The sequence below is a fragment of the Bosea sp. BIWAKO-01 genome (assembly GCF_001748145.1).
In the GTDB taxonomy this organism is placed as follows: Bacteria; Pseudomonadota; Alphaproteobacteria; order Rhizobiales; family Beijerinckiaceae; genus Allobosea.
Genome location: NZ_BCQA01000001.1, coordinates 5,771,920 through 5,790,725, shown reverse-complemented (window position 1 = coordinate 5,790,725; position 18,806 = coordinate 5,771,920). Strand labels below are relative to the sequence as shown.

The 18,806-nt window shown below is 66.9% G+C and carries 16 protein-coding genes; 13 read left to right on the top strand and 3 right to left on the bottom strand.

Annotated features, from left to right (window positions below):
- Window positions 1-156: 156 nt before the first annotated feature.
- From BIWAKO_RS26975 to BIWAKO_RS26935, 9 genes are all read left to right on the top strand, one after another.
- Entirely contained in the window at window positions 157-1,485 is a 1,329-nt protein-coding gene (locus BIWAKO_RS26975) for an MFS transporter (protein ID WP_069882830.1), read from the top strand.
- 88 nt (window positions 1,486-1,573) lie between these two features.
- Window positions 1,574-2,281: a GntR family transcriptional regulator gene (locus tag BIWAKO_RS26970; RefSeq protein WP_069881273.1), complete on the top strand. Its 708-nt coding sequence runs from the start codon at window positions 1,574-1,576 to the stop codon at window positions 2,279-2,281.
- A 668-nt stretch (window positions 2,282-2,949) separates the two neighbouring features.
- A complete protein-coding gene (locus tag BIWAKO_RS36855) occupies window positions 2,950-3,177 on the top strand; it encodes a helix-turn-helix domain-containing protein (RefSeq protein WP_069881272.1) in 228 nt (75 codons plus the stop codon).
- 8 nt (window positions 3,178-3,185) lie between these two features.
- Window positions 3,186-3,422: a hypothetical protein gene (locus tag BIWAKO_RS26960; protein ID WP_141740247.1), complete on the top strand. Its 237-nt coding sequence runs from the start codon at window positions 3,186-3,188 to the stop codon at window positions 3,420-3,422.
- An 887-nt stretch (window positions 3,423-4,309) separates the two neighbouring features.
- Entirely contained in the window at window positions 4,310-5,368 is a 1,059-nt protein-coding gene (locus BIWAKO_RS26955) for an HlyD family secretion protein (RefSeq protein WP_084651883.1), read from the top strand.
- Window positions 5,368-7,704, top strand: coding sequence for an ABC transporter permease (locus tag BIWAKO_RS26950; RefSeq protein WP_069881269.1), 2,337 nt, complete (start codon window positions 5,368-5,370; stop codon window positions 7,702-7,704). Before BIWAKO_RS26955 ends, BIWAKO_RS26950 begins: the two co-directional genes overlap by 1 nt.
- A 1-nt stretch (window position 7,705) precedes the next feature.
- A complete protein-coding gene (locus BIWAKO_RS26945; RefSeq protein ID WP_069881268.1) occupies window positions 7,706-8,674 on the top strand; it encodes an HlyD family secretion protein in 969 nt (322 codons plus the stop codon).
- Window positions 8,675-8,692: 18 nt separating this feature from the next.
- A complete protein-coding gene (locus tag BIWAKO_RS26940) occupies window positions 8,693-8,932 on the top strand; it encodes a hypothetical protein (RefSeq protein ID WP_069881267.1) in 240 nt (79 codons plus the stop codon).
- Between the two features lie 66 nt (window positions 8,933-8,998).
- Window positions 8,999-10,060 (top strand): IS110 family RNA-guided transposase, encoded by a 1,062-nt coding sequence (locus tag BIWAKO_RS26935; protein ID WP_069878466.1) that lies wholly within the window; start codon window positions 8,999-9,001, stop codon window positions 10,058-10,060.
- A gap of 484 nt (window positions 10,061-10,544) precedes the next feature.
- Here the strand turns inward: BIWAKO_RS26935 and BIWAKO_RS26930 are convergent, their stop codons facing one another.
- The 3 genes from BIWAKO_RS26930 to BIWAKO_RS26920 all read right to left on the bottom strand — a co-directional run bounded on the left by BIWAKO_RS26930 (window position 10,545) and on the right by BIWAKO_RS26920 (window position 14,001).
- A complete protein-coding gene (locus BIWAKO_RS26930) occupies window positions 10,545-11,405 on the bottom strand; it encodes an alpha/beta hydrolase (RefSeq protein ID WP_069881266.1) in 861 nt (286 codons plus the stop codon).
- An 11-nt stretch (window positions 11,406-11,416) separates the two neighbouring features.
- Window positions 11,417-13,108 carry an amidohydrolase gene (locus BIWAKO_RS26925; RefSeq protein ID WP_069881265.1) on the bottom strand — a complete coding sequence of 564 codons (1,692 nt, stop codon included), beginning with the start codon at window positions 13,106-13,108 and terminating at the stop codon, window positions 11,417-11,419.
- 74 nt (window positions 13,109-13,182) lie between these two features.
- Entirely contained in the window at window positions 13,183-14,001 is an 819-nt protein-coding gene (locus BIWAKO_RS26920; RefSeq protein WP_244523561.1) for a GntR family transcriptional regulator, read from the bottom strand.
- Window positions 14,002-14,072: 71 nt separating this feature from the next.
- Here BIWAKO_RS26920 and kynU point away from each other — a divergent pair, with 71 nt between their 5' ends.
- From kynU to BIWAKO_RS26900, 4 genes are all read left to right on the top strand, one after another.
- On the top strand, window positions 14,073-15,335 hold the full coding sequence (gene kynU / locus BIWAKO_RS26915; RefSeq protein WP_069881263.1) for a kynureninase: 1,263 nt from the start codon (window positions 14,073-14,075) through the stop codon (window positions 15,333-15,335).
- A gap of 123 nt (window positions 15,336-15,458) precedes the next feature.
- Complete coding sequence (locus BIWAKO_RS26910) at window positions 15,459-16,520, top strand: amino acid ABC transporter substrate-binding protein (RefSeq protein ID WP_244523560.1); 1,062 nt, start codon at window positions 15,459-15,461, stop codon at window positions 16,518-16,520.
- A 1-nt stretch (window position 16,521) separates the two neighbouring features.
- Window positions 16,522-17,697: an amino acid ABC transporter permease gene (locus BIWAKO_RS26905; RefSeq protein ID WP_069881262.1), complete on the top strand. Its 1,176-nt coding sequence runs from the start codon at window positions 16,522-16,524 to the stop codon at window positions 17,695-17,697.
- The gene (locus BIWAKO_RS26900) at window positions 17,694-18,740 is read left to right on the top strand and encodes an amino acid ABC transporter permease (RefSeq protein ID WP_069881261.1); all 1,047 of its coding nucleotides are present in this window, start codon (window positions 17,694-17,696) and stop codon (window positions 18,738-18,740) included. The genes BIWAKO_RS26905 and BIWAKO_RS26900 overlap by 4 nt, the downstream gene beginning before the upstream one ends.
- Window positions 18,741-18,806: the final 66 nt, after the last annotated feature.

Below are 18,806 nucleotides of genomic sequence, written 5' to 3'. Positions count from 1 at the left end.
GATGGCGGGAGAGGGCGCGTTCAACCGATCGGCCTCGTCATAGCCCCGACCGTGCCTGTTGACAGGCTCGTTTCGTTTATGATGTTTTATTGATGCATCACAAATCGAGCCACGACTTCGCTCATGCTGGTCGAAGGCCGCCGAGGGGATTCTGACATGACCGATACATCGCTACCGGGCGCGGCCGCCCGCGCGACCGCGACGCTGCTCGACACCGCCTATCGCCGGATCTTCTGGCGCCTGATCCCGATCCTGATGGTTCTCTGGGTGCTGGCCTGGGTCGACCGCGTCAATATCAGCTTCGCCAAGCTGCAGATGGCCGACGAGCTGCGCTTCTCCGAGGCCGTCTATGGGCTCGGCGCCGGCATCTTCTATATCGGCTATCTCCTGTTCGAGGTGCCGAGCAACCTGCTGCTGCAGCGCATCGGCGCGCGCAAGACCATCGCCCGCATCGCCATCGGCTGGGGCACGATCTGCGCGCTGATGTCCTATGCGACGACGCCGACCACCTTCTACATCCTGCGCTTCCTGCTCGGCGCCTTCGAGGCCGGGTTCTTTCCGGGCGTCATCCTGTTCCTGACGCAATGGTTCCCGAGCGAGCGCCGGGCCAAGGTTTTTGGCATCTTCATGTCCTCGGTCGCCTTGTCCGGCGTCATTGGCGGCCCGCTCGCCGGCCAGATCATGACCGGGATGCAGGGCCTGGGCGGCCTGTCGGGCTGGCAATGGCTGTTCATCGTCGAGGGCATTCCGACGATCCTGATCGGGCTCTTTGCGCTCGCCTGGCTCACCGACCGGCTGGAACAGGCGCATTGGCTCTCGGATGCCGAGCGCAGCGCGGTCCGCGACGATCTTGAGCGCGACGCGAGGGTGCTCGGTCCGCGCGAGCATGGCCTGTCGATGGTACTGCGCGATCCGCGGCTCTGGATCTTCACGCTGGTCTATTTCTGCATCATCGTCGCCAACGCGACCGTCGCCTTCTGGGGCCCGACGATCATGCGCGAGGCCGGTTTCGGCAATGTCGCGACCATCGGCTGGCTGGTCTCGGGCGCCTCGCTCGTCGGTTCCGCGGTGATGATCGGCAACGGCCTGATGGCCGACCGGACGGGACGCCCGCTGCTGCAATGCGTCGGCTCGCTGATCGTCGGCGCGCTCGGCCTCGCCGGCGTCGCTTTTGCCCTGCACGGCTCGCCGCAGATGGTCGTCGTGCTGTTCTCGCTGGCGCTGGCCGGGGCCTATGGCGCGATTCCCGTGTTCTGGCAGCTGCCCAACCGGCTCTTCGCCGGCACGGCGGCTGCGGCTGGCATCGCGATCATCAACTCGTTCGGCAATCTCGGCGGCTTCCTCGCGCCCTATGGCCTTGGCCTGCTGAAGGACGCCACGGGCCAGATCGCGCCAGGCCTGATTGCGGTCGCGCTCGTCGAAGCGCTCGCAGCGCTGATCATCCTCGTCGTCGTCCAGCGCTTCTTCGCTGGTCGGCGGGCTTGACGGGGCCTGCCGAACCCGCCGACCAATAGGGCAGGGAGCGGTCGCGGCGCATCAGGCGCCGCGACCTTTTTCACGAAGGGCTTGAACAATGCCGGCCAAGGCCGAAGCAGGACAGGATGCCAAGCTCTCGCTGGCCGAGCGCGTCTATCAGGAGCTCCGCGCCGCGATCATCGTTGGCGAGATCGCGCAAGGGGCGGTCTTCAACGAATCGGATCTCGTCGCACGCTTCAAGGTCAGCACTTCGCCCTTGCGCGAGGCCTTGTCACGGCTGCGGCAGGACGGGCTGGTCCGCGTCATTCCGCGCCGCGGCTACAGCGTCACCGAGCTGTCGCTCCGCGATTTCCACGAGCTGATCCAGATGCGGCTGATCCTCGAATGCGCCGCAGCCGAACTCGCCGCCCCGCGCATCACCGACAGCCATGTCGAAATGATGCGCCGGCTATCCTCCGTCGAGCTGCGCATCGGCGACCAGGCGAGCTACCGCGCCTTCATGCGCGCCAACCAGGATTTTCACGAGGCGATCGCGACCATTGCCGACAACGCCCGGCTATTGCGCGGCATCGCCCAGACCATGGACGAGATGCAGCGCCTACTCTTCGCCGATCTCGGCGCGGCCGAGGATGGCGAGGAGGTCCGCCACGACCATGACGAGATCATCGAGGCGCTGGCGCGCAGGGATGCGTCAGCCGCCCGCGAAGCGGTGGCGCGCCACATCCGCACCTCGCGCGACCGGGTCGTGGGCCGGATGATGCGGCGGCATACGGGGTTTGCGGAGCGGTCGGTGTTTGCGGGGTAAGGGGGGCGAGATTGTCGGGGCCGCGAAGGGGTCGATTAGACCGGCAGGCGCGTCGTCGCGAATGTCTGAGATGACCGGGGATGCCTGACCTGACCTCCACCTGTGCCACGCCTTGGTCTGCGGTGCGCCACTTCCGGACGTTGGCTCGTTGCCCGCAACTGGACATTCCTGGACGGATTAAAGCCAGGTCCCGACCCAAGTTGGACGTTGGCCGCGTGGCGGCGTTGGTCTTGAGGAACGCGACAACGCGAGGGGACCGCGGGCGGGCGCTTTTGCAGAAACGAACCTTCCGTCGCGGAAGGAGGCCGGGCGGCCATCTGCTAACAACCGCCCGGCCAGTCACGCGCGGGCCGGGGAGGAGAAACCGGCGCGGTAGGCCTCGAGTGAGAATGCTCGTGGAATTGAGCGAGGAGGTCAATGGCGCGCCTCGCTGCGCCCCCGGTTGAAGTCCTTCGGAGCGCCCCGTCAAAGCCGATCACCGGACGGGGTTGCGGGCACTGAATGCCCTGCTGCGCGAGTTGAGAAAGCGTCGGGAACTAATGGCCTTTAGGCCCGCAGCAGCGCGGTCACAGTTCCGCCGCCCCTGCTCGAATTCACCAATTCTTAACCTTGAGGGCGCCCCCTTGTCGTCGTCCATCAGAGCTGGGGGCTCGGAGAGGACCGTGACCATGCCCGACCTAGACCTGGATCACGCCGTCGTTGAGCAGCTCGTCGGCCTGCCTGTTGCCGACGTCGAGCGTGACCTGATTTTGGCGACGCTGCGGGAGACAGGTGGCAACCGCACCCATGCGGCGAACATGCTCGGCATCGCTATCCGCACGCTGCGCAACAAGATCAGCGCGTATTCCGCCAAGGGCCATGACGTGCCCGACCCGCCGCAGCCAGCGGCGCAATGAGCAGCGGCATGTCTCTCCATCCGTCAGACGCGGCATCGGCCGGAAATCTCATCTCGACATCGACAATGGCGGGTCTGCTGCGATGTCTTGTACAAAAAGGTGTACTGGAACCGGATGACATTCGCGAGATCTACGAAACCGCGCTCCTGCTTCTGGAGCAGCAGCAGGGCAGCCTAGCGGTGAAGCGGGAGGTGTTTGTGGCCGCACGGACTGTCTTGGAAAACGGCCTTCAACCACGCGGATGAGGAGAGCGGGAGTTATCGAGCCGATGCAGAAGCATCCAGGCTGGCCCCACCATCTCGCTCCAGTTCATGAACGATCTGACGCGGCGTCGGGCGACCGATCCAAATTTGGCTTGCATCGCGCATTCATCGGGCGGGTTCGACTCCCGCCGCCGCACCAAAGACCCCAACCGGCTAGCCAGAGGCGGCAAACCTCCGTCAGGCTCCCGGAGTTCGAGGGCGCAATGCATTCGAGACGCTCGGTCGAGTCGGAAGCCGCACAACGTTCGAAGGCCTTGCGGCTCGTTCGGTGAGGGCCACCGCCTCTAGCAGAATCTCGATAGCGCGCCGCAGCCGATCGTCTTCTGGGCAGTCATCCTCAAGTGTAAGGAACGCGTGCATCAGGAAGGCTCTGCATTGGCGATAGTTGCTCATGGTGGGCAAGATGGCGCCGAGAGATGAATGCCCGGCAAGGTGATTCATCGCAATTCGATCCACAGGCATAGTTCACTCTTAGTCCACCAATTCGCTAAGCATCTTCATTTCGCGGATGAGCCCCAAATTTATGCGGCATCGCTGTGTAGCCGCCGTGTTTCAGAGGCACCTCTTGGCGCGCCCAGTTCGCTTCTCCGCCTCAGCCTTCAAGTGCCCTTTTGCAATGTGACCGCGAGTCGACGTTGGGCATTCCGCTGCGCTAGTTCGGCGCATGCCTGGCTGCGGGGAACCGTGGGCGCGTCGCGGCGGAAGTCGGGTGGAATCGCGCCCCAGGGTGATGCTGCGCTTGTCCAGCTCCCACTCGCGCCCGTCGCGGGCGAGGAGCGCCGGCGCAGTCTCCATTCCGCGCCTCGCCGTGACAGCAGGCCGGCGCGATGCCTATGATAGGGCGCGGGGCCTCTGAGGGAGGGCGCAGGATGGCTGTGACGGGGTCGCTTCGATCTGAACGGGTCGACGCCGCGGAGGCGCCGCCTCCCGCTCCCGAGCCGCCCGGGCCGTCGCGCGGCGCGGCAGCGGTGGTTGCGGTGTCGGTGGCGGCGATCGTCGGCCTCTCGCTCTGGTATCTCGCCCAGCCTCAGCCGCTTCTGATCCAGGGCGAGGCGGACGCCACGCGGATCGACGTCGCAGCGCGGGTGGATGGCCGCGTCGGCAAGCGTCCGCTCGCGCGTGGGGATAATGTTGCGGCCGGCCAGCTTCTGGTCGAGATCGACAACCCGCAACTGCTGACCAAGCTACGCGAGACCGAGGCGGCAAAGCAGGTCGCGCTGGCCGATCTGGCGCGCATCGAAGTCGGCACGCGCTCCGAGGTGGTGGCGCAACGCAAGGCAGCCGTCGCCTCGAGCGAGGCCAATCTGACGCTGGCGCAGCAGAATTACGACCGCACTAAGCGCCTGTCGGAGCGCGACTTCGCCTCGGTCCAGAGGCTCGACGAGGCGACGGCCACCCTCGATGTCGCCAAGCGCAGCGCCCAGCAGGCGAAGCTTGCCTATGACGAAGCCGTCGCCGGCTATACGCCGGAGGAGCGCGCCGTCGCCAAGGCGGCCGTCGTCAAGGCCGAGGCGGCGATCGAGACCCTGCGCGCGCAGGTGGCGGAACTTGCGGTCAAGGCGCCGGTCGCGGCGCAGGTCTATCAGCTCGGCATCGAGCTCGGGGAATATGTCTCGCCAGGCGTGGCGCTGCTCTCCCTCGTCGATCTGAGCGATGTCTGGCTGCGCTTCGACATGCGCGAGGATCTGGTGAAGGGCCTGAAGGTCGCAGACCGTTTCGCCGTGAAGATCCCGGCGCTCGGCGACAAGCCCGTGATGGTCGAGGTGCGCACCATCGCCACGCGCGGGGAATATGCCGGCTGGCGGGCGACGCGGGCGACAGGGGATTTCGATCTCAGGACCTTCGAGGTCCGGGCCTATCCGGTCGAAAAGGTGCCGCTGCTTCGCCCCGGCATGAGCGCCTATGCCGACTGGACCAGGGTGCGCTGATGGCCGCCCGGCCCGCCGTCGGCGTCCTGGCCGTCGCCACGCGGGAGCTTCGCTGGATCCGGCGCGACAGGGTGGCGCTGCTCTTGGTGATCGGCATTCCCCTGATCGCCTTCGCGCTGCTGGCGGCGACCTTTGGCAATGCGGTGATCCGCGATCTCAGGGTCGATATCGTCGACCAGGATCACTCCCAAAGCTCGCAGAACTTCGTGCAGGCGATCAATGCCGCGCCGGGCGTTCTGGTGGCGACGCGCTCGGCCGATCTCAGCAGCGCGATGCATGCAATCCGCGCGGGCTCGGTGCTCGCGGCTGTCTACATTCCGAGGAATTTCGAACGCGATCTGCTGGCCAGCCGGCGGCCGGAGGTCGTGATCTTCTACAACAAGCAGTTCTTCACCCCGGGCAATGCCGTGTCGAGCTCCCTGCAGTCGGCGCTCTCGGACGCCATCGCCCGGCTGCAGGGCAGCCGAGGCAACCGGGCCTATGCTCCGGGGCCGCTTGTCGTCGAGCAATATGTCCTGACCAATCCGGCCCTGAACTACGTGCAGTTCCTCCTGCGGGCGGTGCTGCCGACGGTGCTCCATGTGGTGGTCACGATCGCGGCCGGCTATGCGGTCGGCTCGGAGTTCAGGCGGCGCAATCTGGCGGAATGGCTCGCCGCCGCCGGAGGCAGACCGCTGACGGCGCTGGTCGGCAAGCTGATCCCCTATGTCTGCATCTTCATCACTGTGATGGCGGTGGAGCTCGGCATCATCCACGGCCTGCTCGATATCCCGTTTCGCGGCGATCCCGGCATGATGGTCGCCTCCGCTTTTCTCCTGATCATCGGGTATCTGTCGGTTGGCGCCCTGCTGCAGTTGCTGGTCAAGGACCTGCCCACCGGCCTTGGGTTGAGTGGCATCGTATGCTCGCCGGCCTTCGGCTTCGCGGGCGTAGGCTTTCCGGCGCTGGCGATGGGGACCTTCGCCCAGGCCTGGGGCAGCGTGCTGCCGCTGCGCTGGTACATCCAGCTCCTGTTCGACCAAGCGGCGCGTGGCGTCCCGGTCCAGGCCTCGGTCTATCCCTTCGTCATCCTGTCCGGATTGGCGGCGCTCTACTTCACCCTGGCCTGGCTGCGGCTGCGCGCGCTGGCGCGGGCGGGGCTGCCCGGCCTTGCGGCGGAAGCCGCGCCCCACGCTGCGGCGGGACCGGGGCTGGTCGCCGCCTTCGCCGCGGAGTATCGCCGCGTCCTCGGCGATCGCGGCGTCTTCAGCCTCATCGTGCTGGCGCCGATCATCTACGGGCTGTTCTATCCGCAGCCCTATCTGGGCCAGCTCGTCAAGGATATCCCGATTGCGGTCGTCGACGACGACTATACCGACCTCAGCCGCCGAATCCTGCAGACGCTCGATGCGCACGAGGCCATTGCCGTCGCCGCCCGGCCGGCGAGCCTCGCCGAAGCCGAGCAGGCACTAGCGCGCCGAGAGGTGTTCGGCATCCTCACCATCCCGTCCGGCACGCAGCGGGAGGTCCTAAAGGGCAATCAGGCGCGGCTGCCGGCCTTCGTCGATTCCGCCTATTTCCTGCTTTATAGCCGCACGCTGCAAGGCATCCAGGAGGGAGTAGCCACGGTGCGCTCGGACCTGAGCGCAGGCAGCGCCCGCCCTGATGGCAGCCTCGCCCTGGCCGCCCTGGCCGGCGGCTCGCCGGTCGCCGTGCTGAACCAGCCCTTGTTCAATCCCACCGGGGGCTATGGCAGTTACATCGTGCCAGCAGCCTTCGTGCTCATTCTGCAGCAGACACTGCTGATGGGGGCGGCGACGCTGGGCGGGGTCGCTTTCGAGCGCGGCGGGCATGGCGCCAGACGCAACCGCGCCGCCGTCACGGCAGTGCTTGGGCAGGGGCTCGCCCATCTCCTGCTGGCGCTGCCCGGCTTCGCCCTCTATCTGATCGTCCTGCCGCGGCTCTATGGCTTTTCAGCCAGCGATCGCGTTCTCGACCTGCTCGTGCTGGCGATCCCCTTTATCCTCTCGGTGAGCTTTCTCGGGCAGTTCGTCGGGAGCTGGTTCGAGCATCGCGAGACGGCGGTGCTGCTGCTGATCGCAATCAGTCTGCCGCTCTTTTTCCTTGTCGGCGTGGCCTGGCCGCCGGAGGCGATCCCGCCGCTGTTGCGCAGCGCCAGTTTTGCCCTGCCGAGCACCTCGGGCATCGATGCGCTGGTCCGGGCCAACCAGATGGGCGCCGCCTTCGTCGATGTCTTCAGGGACTGGGTCCGCCTTTGGAGCCTGGCCGGGCTCTATGCCGTGCTCGCCATTCTGGGCGTGCGGCTTTCCGGGAGAAGGGAGGCGTCTAGTGGCTAGAATGCGGAGACTTCTTCTGCTCGCCGCAGTGCTTGCCATCGCGGCGGCCGGCCTCGGCCTATGGCTGAGGCGCAGCGAGCCGTCACGGGGGCAGATCGCCGGCATGGTGCGGCAGACCGAAATCCGCGTCGCATCCGACACCACCGGGCGCCTCGCCAGCATTGCGGTTGCCCCCGGGCAGAGGGTCCGCAAGGGCGATCTCCTAGCGGTGCTCGCCAATCCCGACCTGGTCGCCCAGTTCGGCGAGGCGAAGGCTGCGGCCGACAGTGCCCGGGCCGATCGCGACAGGGTTAATTCCGGTGTGCGCGAGGAGCAGGTTCAGATCGCGGCAGAGGCGGTGCAGACCGGAGAGGCCAACCTGCTCCTGGCGAAACAACAATATGAGCGCGCTGCCGCGCTGGCGAACAACAGCTTCGCAAGCCAGCGGCAACTCGACGAGAGCACGGCCTCGCTCGCTAAGGCGCAGGCCGATCTCGACGCCAAGACCGCGCAGGCCGCGCTCGCGCGGGCCGGCCCGACTGCGGAGGAGCGCGCTTTGGCGGATGCCAGGGTCGCCCTGGCGGATGCGACGCTGGCCGAGACCCAGGCCCGGCTCGCCAAGACCCGGCTGACGGCCCCGGCCGACGGGACGGTCGGGATCCGAGTCGCCGAGACCGGCGAAATCATCGGCCCGGGCAAGCCGGTGCTGACGCTGAATGTCGACGGCGACCGATGGTTCGCCTTCACCCTGCGGGAAGACGCGCTGGGCGGCGTCGACATCGGCAGTAGCCTGACGCTGACGGTCGCGGGCGGACGCAAGCTTCCGGCGCGCGTGACCGAGTTGCTTCCGCTCGGCGAGTTCGCGACCTGGCGGGCCGCGCGCGCCGCAGGCGACCATGACCTGAACGCCTTCCGCCTCCGTCTCGACCCGGAAGGCAGCGGCGAGGGGCTCGAACCGGGGATGACCATATGGCTGCCGGAACGCCGCTGAACGCCCTCCGCGCTGGCCATGACGAGCTATAGCGACATCGTCGCGCTGCTCAGCGACCCGATCGTCTCGACCGGCATCCTTGCTGTCGTCGGGGCCGTGGTGACGCGGGTGCTCCTACGAAACCATCCGACCCGCCGCCAATGGACCGCGCTTCGGACCGAGATGGCACGATTGTCCGGAGCTATGATCCTCGTCGGAGGCGCGAAATTCGAAGGCGGTTCAGACTGCCCGAAAGCAGACTCCCTGGATGTCGGGTAATGGGATGGACCGGCTGCTCCCGCGGCCGCGTAAGCTGCGGCCTTACCGTCAAGCCGGAGCAGCCCCATGACCAGGACGACTTCGAACACTGAAGCAGAACTCACCGTTATCGGCATCGATATCGGCAAGGACGTCTTTCACCTCGTCGGCTTCGACGCGAACGGCAAGATCGCCTTCCGGCGCAAGATCCGACGCTTGGCGCTCGAAGAGACCTTCAAGATCCTTCCTGCCTGCATCGTCGGAATGGAGGCGTGCCTAAGTGCGCATTTCGTTGCCCGTACGCTGCGCAGGCTCGGCCATGAGCCCCGCATCATTCCGGCGAAGTACGCCAAGCCTTTCGCGAAGGGGCAGAAGAACGACTACAACGATGCCGAGGCCATCGCGGAGGCCGCGCTGCGACCGAACCTGCGGGTGGTGCGGGAGAAGACGCAGGACGAACTCGACTTGCAGGCCTACCACCGCATCCGGTCGCGGCTGGTCTCGCGCCGAACCGCAACGGTCAACCAGATCCGGGCGTTCCTGATCGAGCAGGGTATCGCCATTCGGCCGGGGTTGCGGGCCCTGCGCACCTCGCTCTTCGACATCCTGAAGAACCGTGCCGATGAGATCTCGCCTCGTATGAGCGATCTGATCGTCGGCCTCTACGAGGACTGGCTGTGGCTCGACGAGCGGATCGAGACGATCACCGCCGAGATCGAGAAGATCGCGGCCGAGCAGGCTGCTTGCACACGGCTCATGAGCGTTCCAGGTGTCGGGCCAATCATCTCGACGGCGCTGGTCGCCGCGATCGGCGACGGTGAAGCCTTCGACCGAGGCCGCGATTTTGGCGCCTGGCTCGGTCTCGTCCCGCGGCAATACAGCACCGGCGGGAGAACCGTGCTCGGGCGCATCTCGAAACAGGGCAACACCTATCTGAGAATGCTGTTCATCCAAGCCGCGAAGGTCATCATCATGAGACCGCAGAACTGGGAGAAGTTCAGCTTCGGAACCTGGTTGAAGGAGGCGGCTCCGCGGCTTCACCGCAACAAGCTTGCGACAGCCCTTGCCAACAAGCTCGCTCGCATCAGCTGGAGCGTTTTGCGCAACGGACGGTCGTTCGACACACACGAGGAGGCGCTCGCCATCTAGCAGCCTCCCAAGGAGTTCGCGACGGAGCAGGCATGGAACGGATTCAATATGCGCACCCAGAGCCTGGTGGCCCTTTTGGCCGCTGAACGGCCGATCTGGTAATGAGGCCAAAGGTGCGCGCGTATTCCCAACGAGGCCACGGCCCGCGAGCCGATCAGTAGGCCGGATACATATGAGCGACTTCCGTTATCGCGCCCAACCGTTGTGAAACGCAGCCGGTCCATACAAAAGGGCCAATTCCGGTCGTCAGGTCGTGACTTTGAAATGTTTCGTCTCGCTCGAAACTGGCGGCGTTGGTGCCGTCCTGTTGAGGTCGCTTCCGGCCGAAGCCTGGCCACAATTGCCGGTGCGTGGGGCAGCACTGGACGCCGCCAGGCGCGTTGACGCCACGAGAGCAAGGGCGGGGGCAGCGCGGATACCGTCGCCCCCGAATGCGGCTGGCGACCTTCCCGCAATGGGACCGTACGCCCGGAATTAGGCCGCTTCAGACGGCCTTCATGAGCGCGTCGAAGATCGGGCTATCCTGCGCGGCCAGCATGCGGCTGACCTCGAAATGGTTCTGCCCTTCGGCGCGCAGCAACTGCGTTGCCTTTCCCGCGTTCCGCAGGCTTGCGTGGAACGTCGTGGCGTGGCGCCGGTACTCGTCGGTTTCAGCCTCGCCATAGGCGACGAGAACGGGGCAGGTCAGCGCTTCGACATGGCGGATCGGGCTGAACGCCGCGATCTCGGCTGCGGTCAGGTCGAGATAGCGCCCCCGCGCGCTGAGCATCGGCCCTTCCAGATCATAGGCGCCGCTCGCACAGAGGGCCTCGGCGACCATGCCAGGCGCGATGCGATGCGGCGTCTCGGCGGTGAGCGCGGCCGAGACGAGATGCGCGCCCGAGGAGTGGCCGATCACGAACAGGCGTCCGGGGTCAAAACCCAGCTCGGTCGCGCGCAGTGCGAGCCAGCTTATGCCGCGCTGGACCTGCATCACCATCTCGGGCAGCCGGACGGCGGGAATGCTGGCGAAGTCGAGCACGGCGAAGTTCAGCCCCGCCCGCACGAAGGCTTCCGCCGCGAAGGCGCTGTCCATGCGGTCGAGCATGCGCCAGGCGCCGCCATGGACGTAGACGACGAGGGGCGCCCGCGGCGAGGCCGCCGGGAACAAGTCGATCCGCTCGGACGGTCCCTCGCCATAGGCGAGCGAGCGGCAGGCCAGGTTTCGATGCGCAATGAGGCTCGCCTCGCGGTACCAGGCGATGATCTCGTCTGCGTTGGCGGCCCAGGCGCCCTGATTGTAGTTCAGGTCGAGCCGGGCCTGATCATAGTCGAGAAAGACGGGTTTCGTCGGCAGTTCGGTCATGGCAGCCTCCCTCAGCGCCCGCCGCCGGCGTCCGCGCGATGGACGATCTGCCCGTCGACGACGGTCAACAGCGACTCGATCCGGGCGAGCTCGTCGGGCGCGCAGCGCAGCGGGTCGGCCGAGAGCACGGCCAGATCAGCGAGCTTGCCGATGGCAATGCTGCCCATCTCGCCATCCGCGAAGGTCAGCCTCGCGCCGCCGAGCGTCGCGCATTCCAGCGCCTCTTCGCGTGTCAGGGCCTGTTCGGGGGAGATGACGGCGCCTGTCCGGTCGCGTCGGTTGACCGCATGGGCGATCGAGTGGAACAGGCTGAGCGGTGCGTTGTCGCTGCCGAACGAAATCGGCACGCCGGCCTCGCGCAGGGAACGCAGCGGCACGATCTCGCCAGCCCGCTCGCGCCCGAGCTTCTCGACCAGCTCGCTGCCGCGCTTGTAGATATAGGCGGTCAGATGCGTGGTCACGGCCAGCCCGAGACCGGCAACCTGCCTCACCTGGTCCGGCGTCAGGCTGACGACATGGCCGAGCACCCAGCGCTGGCCGGCGAGCGGGGCGATCTTGTCCACCTCGGCGAAGAGGTCGAGCATATTGGGCAGGATGCCGACCGCCCGGATGCCATTGCGCGCGGCTTCGATCAGCACCGTCTTCAGGGCGTCGCGCGGCAACGACGAATTATAGTGGAAGCCGGCCCAGCCCGTCTGCGGAAAGGCTGCGCTGCGCAGCTCCCTCTCGGCGGAATCGTCGATTTCGCCGTAGAGCCCTGCCATGCCGAGCCAGGCGTCTCCCAGTCCCCGGCCGGCGAGCCAATGTCCCCAGGACTTGAGCAGGGCCCGGCAATCCTCCCCCGATGTCGAGGGCCAGGCCGGGCTGAAGATCATCGATGCCCGCACGGTCTGGCGGCCCTCGGACCGGACCTGCCGATAGGCGTCCAGCACCTCGGCGGCAATGCCGTGGCCCTCGAACACGCTGGTGGTGCCCGCCTGGTTGTAGAGTTTCATCGATGCGGCGAGCGCGCCGGCGCGCTCGCTGGCCGAGAAATGCGGCGCCCGGCGCATCAGGCTGAGTTCGACCACGGGCATCTTGTTGGTCTCGACGAAGATGCCGTTCGGCTCGCCGGCGGCATCGCGGCAGATCTCGATCGACGGGGCCGGCGGCATCGTCGAGGCATCGATGCCGGCCAACCGCAGGGCGCGGCTGTTGGCGATCGAAACCAGCGGCAGGGTCGAGCGCCAGTAGCCCCAGATCGAACGGATATAGACCGGGTTGTCCGGCGCGGCGCGGTCAAGGTCCCAGCGGTCGGGGAAGCGATGTTCCGCGATTCCGGCCAGCACGCTCTCATAGCTGGGAGGGATGCCGATCGGCATGGTGATGATCCACTCGCCCGGCTTCTTCTGCCGGGCGATCTCGGCGATGCGCGCGACGATGTCCTCGATCGAACGGCAATCGGCGAGCGAGGGCAGCACGCTCTTCAGGCCCTCGCGGTCGAGATGGGCATGGCCATCGATGAGGCCGGCAGTGACGGTCCTGCCGGCGAGATCGACATGCTCTGTCCCGGCCGAGGCAAGGGCGGCGATCTCGCTGGAGCTCCCAAGCGCGACGATACGGTTGCCGGCGATGGCCAGGGCCTCGCAGGGCCCCGCTTCACCGAGAATCCGGCCATTGACCAGAACGAGCGACGGGCTGGCGCCGGGGAGAGCGGACGGCATGGATATCCTCATCAAGGCTTGTCTGGGCCCGGTGTGACCGGCGACGGGCGGGAAGGACGAGAATGCGCGAAGGGTCAGGAAGCGGGGCCGGGGGCGCCGTCCAGGTCGGAGGCGACGAAGACCTTGCGGGTGAATTCGATATGCTCGTCGAGCAGCCTGACGGCGCGATCGACGTCATGGTCCAGGGCCGCATTCATCAAGGCGGTATGCGGCTCGAGCGCCAGCGCATCGCGCAAGGCCGTGAAGGCGGGGCTGTCCTGCCATGGCGTGCCCGCCTCGGTGTGCGAAAGCGCGGGCGCGATCGACAGGATGCGGTGATGCCGGCGCAGCTGATCCTTGATCTGAACGTAGAAGCGCATCAGCCAGCGCGACGTGCAGGCGCCCAGCAGGGCCAGATGGAAGGCCTCGTGCCGCTCTTCCCAATCGCTGATGACCAGCTCTTCCGGCTTTTCCACCGGCGGCGTGCAGCGCGAGAGCCGGAAATGGGCGGCGACCAGCGCGGTCTCCCACGCCTCGTCGCCATTGGCGATGGATTCCGCCAGCATCGGCAGCTCGACCAGGCGCCGGGCCCTGGTCAGGTCGCTCAACTCCTCCAGCGAGACGGGCGCGACCGTGTAACCCTTGTTGGCGCTGGACGTGACCAGGCGCTCGGCCTCGAGGCGAGACAGTGCCTCGCGCAGCGGGGTCCAGCCGATGCCGTAGGCCTCCCGCATGGCGCCGAGCTTGAGCGGAGCACCCGGCCTCAGCCGCGTTTCGAGGATCTCCTGGCGCAGCGTCCGGTAGGCGGTTTCGGTCTTGGTGGCGACGTCGGTTTCGTCCATCGGATCCTCGCATCGTGCCGGCAATATATATAATACCGCATGATTGGCAAAAATATATATATCATTTGACATCTTCGATATCCGTCCCAATAGTCCCCGACAGACGGGCCGCGCTGGCGGCATCGGCCATGAGTGGAGGCGAGATGAACCTGGCATCGCTGGACAGGGCAGGGGTGGCGTCCGAGATCGCGCGGCGCGATGCCGCCGATCCGCTGGGGCACCTGCGCGCCCGTTTCCATCTGCCCGCGGGCGCGATCTATCTGGCCGGCAACTCGCTCGGCCCGGCGCCGGTGGCCGCCTTCAGCGACATGGCGGTCGCCATGCGCGAGGAATGGGCGGAGGGGCTGGTGCGCAGCTGGAACGACGCCGGCTGGTTTGCGCTGGTCAATACGCTGGGCGACCGTCTGGGACGGCTGATCGGCGCGGCGCCGGGACAGACGGTGGTTTGCGATTCCGTGTCGGTGAATGTCTACAAGGCGCTGCATGCCGCGCTCGCGCTGCGTCCCGACCGCAATGTCATCGTCGCCGAAGGCGGCAGCTTCCCCACCGATCTCTATGTCGCCGAAGGCGTGGCGGCCGGGCGGCCCGATCTCGTCCTGAAGCTCGAGGGCGTCGACGGCCCGCGGATCGAGGATCTGATCGACGAGCGCACCGCGGTCGTGCTGGTCAACCATGTCGACTACAAGACCGGGGAGCTGCGCGACATGGCGGCGCTCAACCGGCTGATCCACGCCAAGGGCGCCGTCGCGGTCTGGGATCTCTGCCACAGCGCCGGCGTCGTGCCGGTCGATCTCGACGGCGCGGGAGCCGACCTCGCGATCGGCTGCACCTACAAATATCTGAACTGCGGACCAGGCGCGCCGGCCTTCATCTATGCGGCGGCGCGTCATCACGATGCCCTGTCGCAGCCGCTCTCCGGCTGGTGGGGCCATGCCGCACCATTCGCCTTCGAGCGCGGCTACCGGCCGGCAGGCGGCATCCAGCGCCTGCTGTGCGGAACTCAGCCGATCCTGTCCATGCGCGTCGTCGACGCCGGCCTCGCCGCGATCGAGGATGTCGAGATGTCCGCGCTGCGGGCCAAGAGTCTCGCGCTGACCGATCTGTTCATGGAGCTGATCGAACCGGTCTGCCGCGCCCATGGCGCCGCCATCGTCACGCCGCGCGCCCATGCCGCGCGCGGCAGCCAGGTCTCGATCACCTTCGACAACGGCTATGCCGTCGTACAGGCCCTGATCGCGCGCGGCGTCATCGGCGATTTCCGGGCGCCGGACATGATGCGCTTCGGCTTCGCGCCCGCCTATCTCGGCTATGGCGATATCGAGCGCGCCGCTGATGCCTTCAACGACGTCATGACCTCGGGGATCTGGCGCGACGAGCGCTTCGCCAAACGGCGCGCCGTGACCTGACGACGCCGCGACACGGCCAACAGCAAGAGCGCAGCCGGCGAAGCCCGCGCATGCGCCGGTCAACAAGAGCGCAAGTCCGCAAGCCGGTCGCAGCGGCGAGCGGCGGTTCCAGGGGAGGGACACGTGAAGACTCTGTTCAAGTCGGGACTCGTCAAATCAGGCCTCGTCAGATCGGGCCTCGCCGCGGCCGTGCTGGCGGCGGCCGCGACATTCTCCGCCGCGGCCCAGGCCGGGCCGACACTCGATGCCGTCCGCAAGCGCGGCGAAGTCACCTGCGGGGTCAGCACCGGCATCGGCGGCTTCTCGATCGCCGATAGTTCTGGCCGCTGGACCGGACTGACGACCGATTTCTGCCGCGCGGTCTCGGCGGCGGTGCTCGGCGATGCCGCAAGGGAGAAGTTCGTCCCGCTCAGCCCGCAGCAACGCTTCACGGCCCTGCAGTCGGGCGAGATCGACATGCTCACCACCGTCGCGACCTGGACGCTGACGCGCGACGCCTCGCTCGGCCTGCTCTATGCCGGCGTCTATTTCTACGACGGCCAGGGCTTCCTGGTGCCGAAATCGCTCGGCCTGAAGAGCGCACTCGAACTGGACGGCGCCAGCATCTGCACGGCCACCGGCACGACGAGCGAGCTCAATCTCGCCGATTATTTCCGGGCCAACGGCAAGAAATTCACGCCCGTCGTGTTCGAGGCCCAGAACGAGGCGCGCGCCGCCTTCTTCAGTGGCCGCTGCCAGGCCTTCTCTGCCGACATGTCATATCTGTCCTCGGTCCGGGCTTCCGACGCACCCAATCCCGATGAATGGCAGATCCTGCCTGACATGATCTCGAAGGAACCGCTCGGCCCGGTCGTCGGCCGCAACGACCTCGAATGGTTCACCGCCGTCAAATGGGTCCTGATGGCGCTGATCGAGGCGGAGGAGAAGGGCATCACTGCCGCCAATGTCGACCAGATGAAGGAGAGCGCGAACCCGGAGATCAAGCGCCTGCTCGGCCTCACCGGCGACATGGGCCAGAGACTCGGCCTCGACCCGGGCTGGGCCTATCGCGCAATCAAGCGGGTCGGCAATTACGGCGAGATCTTCGAACGCAATGTCGGCCCCAGGACAGCCCTGCGCATGGAGCGCGGTGCAAACGCGCTGTGGACAAAGGGCGGGCAGATGTACGCCATGCCGACGCGCTGAGATGAGCGTCGTCGCGATCGCGCCGACGCGCGTGGCGAGAGGCTGGAACGACCCGTCCTTTCGCGCCCTGGCGACGCAGGTGATCGTGCTGGCGGTGCTGGCGGGCACCGTCGCATTCCTGGCCACGAACCTCGTCGGCAATCTGGAGGCGCGCTCGATCCGGACGGGCTTCGGCTTCATCTGGCAGGCGGCCGGCTTCGAGATCGGCCAGAGCTTCATCGCCTACGGCGCCAGCGCCAGTTTCGGCCGGGCGCTGTTGGTCGGTCTGCTCAACACGCTCGTGGTTGCCGTGCTCGGCATCGTGCTGTCGACGCTTGCCGGCTTCGTCATCGGCATCGCCAGCCTGTCGCGCAATCCCCTCGTCAGCCCGCTGGCCAGGCTTTATGTCGAGCTTGTCCGCAACACGCCGCTGCTGCTGCAGCTCTATCTCTGGTATGCGGTGCTGACCCAGATGCTGCCGGCCGCATCGGCCGCGCCGCAACTGCTTCCCGGGGTCTATCTCGCCAAGAGCGGCCTGCATTTCCCGGTGCTGCAGCATGGCGCCGGCCTCATCCTGGTGGCGGCGCTTGTCGGCCTCGTCGCCTTCGCCGGCCACGGCCTGTGGGCCCGCCGGCGCGCGGAGTTGACCGGCGCGCCGGCGAAGCTCTGGCCCGGGTTGCTGCTGCTTTTGCTGCCGCTTGCCGCCGTGGCGCTCGATCTCGCCGCGACAACCTCCTTCGACATGCCGCGGCCGACCCGCTTCGGTTTCTCCGGCGGCGGCATGATCACGCCGGAACTGACGGCGCTCCTGATCGGGCTGTCGCTCTACAACGCCGCCTTCATCGGTGAGATCCTGCGTGCCGGAATCCTGTCGGTCAGCCGCGGCCAGCTCGAGGCCGCCGCCGCGCTGGGGCTGACGCGGGGCCAGGCGCTGCGCCTGGTGGTGATCCCGCAGGCGATGAAGGTCGCGGTGCCGCCGCTCGCCAGCCAGTATCTCAATCTGGCCAAGAACACCTCGCTCGCCATCGCGATCGGCTATCCCGACCTGATGTCGATCGGCAACACGATCATCAACCAGACCGGCCAGGCGGTCGAGGTCATCGCGATCCTGATGAGCGTGTACCTCACGATCAGCCTCGCGATCTCGGCCTTCATGAACTGGTACAATAGCCGCGTCGCGCTCAAGGGGGCGTCATGAGCGCCGCGGCCCCTTCGGTGCGGGAACGCCTGTTCGGCAGCGTCGGCAACACGCTGCTGACGGTCGCGATGCTCGGCCTCTTCGTCACCTATCTCCCGTCGCTGCTGCGCTGGGCGGTGTTCGATGCAACCTGGTGGGCGGCGTCTCCGGCGACCTGTCGCGCCATGGGCGGGGCCTGCTGGGCCTTCGTCCATGAGAAATTGCGGCTGATCCTGTTCGGCCGCTACCCGTTCGAGGAGCAGTGGCGACCTTTCGCAGCCTTGCTGCTGACCATCATGCTGGTGCTGGCGAGCTGCTCGCTGCGCTTTGGGGCGCGGGCCGTCATCGCGGGCTGGCTGCTGGGGATCCCCGCCGTGATCGTCCTGATGCGTGGCGGCGTGCTCGGCCTGTCCTTCGTGGCGACCGATCTATGGGGCGGGCTGCCGCTGACGGTCTTCCTCGCGGTCGGCGGCATCCTCGGCGCATTCCCGCTCGCCATTGCGCTGGCGCTCGGACGGCGCTCGCAGCTCGGCATCATCAGGGGCGTCTGCGTCATCTTCATCGAGATGGTCCGCGGCGTGCCGCTGGTCAGCGTGCTGTTCATGGCCTCGTTCATGATTCCGCTCTTCCTGCCGGGAAAGCTGCAGATCGATGCTCTGCTGCGTGCACTCATCGCCATCACGCTGTTCAGCGCGGCCTATCTGGCGGAAGCCATCCGCGGCGGCCTGCAGGCCGTGCCCGCGGGACAGGAGCAGGCGGCCAAGGCGCTCGGGCTCGGCTATTGGCAGACATCGTTGCTGGTTGTCGTGCCGCAGGCGCTCCGCCTTGCTGTTCCGGCGATCGCCAACCTGTTCATCGGCCTGTTCAAGGATACGTCCCTCGTCGGCATCGTCGGCCTGACCGACCTCCTGCTCGCAACCAAGCAGGCGCTGGGCGATCCGCAATGGCGCAGCTTCTCGCTCGAAGGCTACCTCTTCGTCGCTCTGCTCTATGTCGCGTTCTGCTCCTTCATCTCGCATTACAGCCGTGCGCTGGAGAAGCGTCTGCAACGCCAGGTTGTGTGAGTTCCAGCGAGCCGCGGCAAAGCGGACGGAACGGCCATTCGAGGCTGCTTCTGCGACGGCAGCCGC